The 2,500-nt window shown below is 55.9% G+C and carries 2 rRNA genes (1 of these 2 cut by a window edge); both read left to right on the top strand.

The features are described 5' to 3' along the window. Positions 1 to 2,198: ribosomal RNA gene (locus tag JCM25156_RS08905) — 23S ribosomal RNA — on the top strand; it begins 541 nt to the left of the window's first position. Between the two features lie 106 nt (positions 2,199 to 2,304). Then, positions 2,305 to 2,420, top strand: a 5S ribosomal RNA gene (gene rrf, locus JCM25156_RS08900). Positions 2,421 to 2,500 lie beyond the last annotated feature (80 nt).

Here is a 2,500-nt window from a genome sequence, read left to right as displayed (position 1 = left end):
GTACCTTTTGTATAATGGGTCAGCGAGTTTCTGTTTGCAGCAAGCTTAAGCCGATAGGTGTAGGCGCAGCGAAAGCGAGTCTGAATAGGGCGACGAGTTGCTGGCAGAAGACCCGAAACCGAGTGATCTAGCCATGGCCAGGCTGAAGGTGCGGTAACACGCACTGGAGGGCCGAACCCACGCCTGTTGAAAAAGTCGGGGATGAGCTGTGGCTAGGGGTGAAAGGCCAATCAAACTCGGAAATAGCTGGTTCTCCGCGAAATCTATTGAGGTAGACCGTCTGGTATTACCCCGGGGGGTAGAGCACTGGATGGGCTAGGGGGGCCAAAGCCTTACCAAACCTAACCAAACTCCGAATACCCGGAAGTATGAGCCAGGCAGACAGACAGTGGGTGCTAAGGTCCATTGTCGAGAGGGAAACAGCCCAGACCACCAGCTAAGGCCCCTAAATCGTGGCTAAGTGGGAAAGGATGTGGGGATTCCAAAACAACCAGGAGGTTGGCTTAGAAGCAGCCATCCTTTAAAGAAAGCGTAATAGCTCACTGGTCTATTAGAAACCCTGCGCCGAAAATGTAACGGGGCTCAAGCCACGTGCCGAAGCTGTGGGTGCATATCTATGATATGCGCGGTAGCGGAGCGTTCCGTAGGTCTGTGAAGGAGACGGGGTGACCCTCTCTGGAGATATCGGAAGTGCGAATGCTGACATGAGTAGCGACAAACAGTGCGAGAAACACTGTCGCCGAAAGTCCAAGGGTTCCTGCGCAAGGTTAATCCGCGCAGGGTGAGCCGGCCCCTAAGGCGAGGGCGAAAGCCGTAGTCGATGGAAACCGGGCAAATATTCCCGGGCCTGCCAGAAGTGACGAATGCAATATGTTGTCGGGTCTTAACGGATTGATCCGGCTTTTGGCGCATTCCAGGAAATAGCTCTGGCATATAGACCGTACCCGAAACCGACACAGGTGGACTGGTAGAGAATACCAAGGCGCTTGAGAGAACGATGCTGAAGGAACTAGGCAAATTACTTGCGTAACTTCGGGATAAGCAAGACCCATCAGTGGGCAACCATTGGTGGGTGGCACAGACCAGGGGGTAGCGACTGTTTAGTAAAAACACAGGGCTGTGCGAAGTCGAGAGACGACGTATACGGCCTGACGCCTGCCCGGTGCCGGAAGGTTAAGAGGAGGTGTGCAAGCACCGAATTGAAGCCCCGGTAAACGGCGGCCGTAACTATAACGGTCCTAAGGTAGCGAAATTCCTTGTCGGGTAAGTTCCGACCTGCACGAATGGCGTAACGACTTCCCCGCTGTCTCCAGCATCGGCTCAGCGAAATTGAATTCCCCGTGAAGATGCGGGGTACCCGCGGTCAGACGGAAAGACCCTATGAACCTTTACTGCAGCTTTGCAGTGGCATCAGAGACATTCTGTGTAGGATAGGTGGGAGCTTTGAAACCGGGGCGCCAGTTCCGGTGGAGCCATCCTTGAAATACCACCCTGACTGTTTCTGATGTCTAACCGAGGCCTGTTAGCCAGGTCCGGGACCCTGCATGGTGGGCAGTTTGACTGGGGCGGTCGCCTCCCAAAGTGTAACGGAGGCGCGCGATGGTGGGCTCAGGCCGGTCGGAAACCGGCTGTCGAGTGCAATGGCATAAGCCCGCCTGACTGTGAGAGTGACAGCTCGATCAGAGACGAAAGTCGGCCATAGTGATCCGGTGGTCCCGCGTGGAAGGGCCATCGCTCAACGGATAAAAGGTACTCTAGGGATAACAGGCTGATCTCCCCCAAGAGTCCACATCGACGGGGAGGTTTGGCACCTCGATGTCGGCTCATCACATCCTGGGGCTGGAGCAGGTCCCAAGGGTTCGGCTGTTCGCCGATTAAAGTGGTACGTGAGCTGGGTTTAGAACGTCGTGAGACAGTTCGGTCCCTATCTGCCGTGGGTGTTGGAGACTTGAGAGGATTTGTCCCTAGTACGAGAGGACCGGGATGAACATACCTCTGGTGCACCGGTTGTCGCGCCAGCGGCACAGCCGGGTAGCTAAGTGTGGACGGGATAACCGCTGAAAGCATCTAAGCGGGAAACCCACCTCAAAACAAGGTCTCCCCAAGGGCCGTGATAGACCATCACGTCAATAGGCCAGGTGTGGAAGCGCAGTAATGCGTGCAGCTAACTGGTCCTAATCGCCCAATAGGCTCATTCCATCGCCACAAGCGTGGCAACATACATGCACAGCAGTCATCCACTCTCAACACATACACAACACCAACCCATCCACATCCTCTCCCCTCACAGGGGGGACTGGATGACCTGGTGGCCATGGCGGGGAATGATCCACCCGATCCCATCCCGAACTCGGCCGTGAAATACCCCAGCGCCCATGATACTGTGCCTTAAGGCACGGGAAAGTCGGTCGCCGCCAGGTCTTCCAATCCCCCTCACCACCGCGGGGTGGAGCAGCCCGGTAGCTCGTCAGGCTCATAACCTGAAGGCCGCAGGTTCAAA

Source organism: Komagataeibacter kakiaceti JCM 25156 (genome assembly GCF_000613305.1).
The sequence above is the reverse complement of the archived record's forward strand: the minus strand, read 5'-3'. Positions and strand labels throughout refer to the sequence as shown.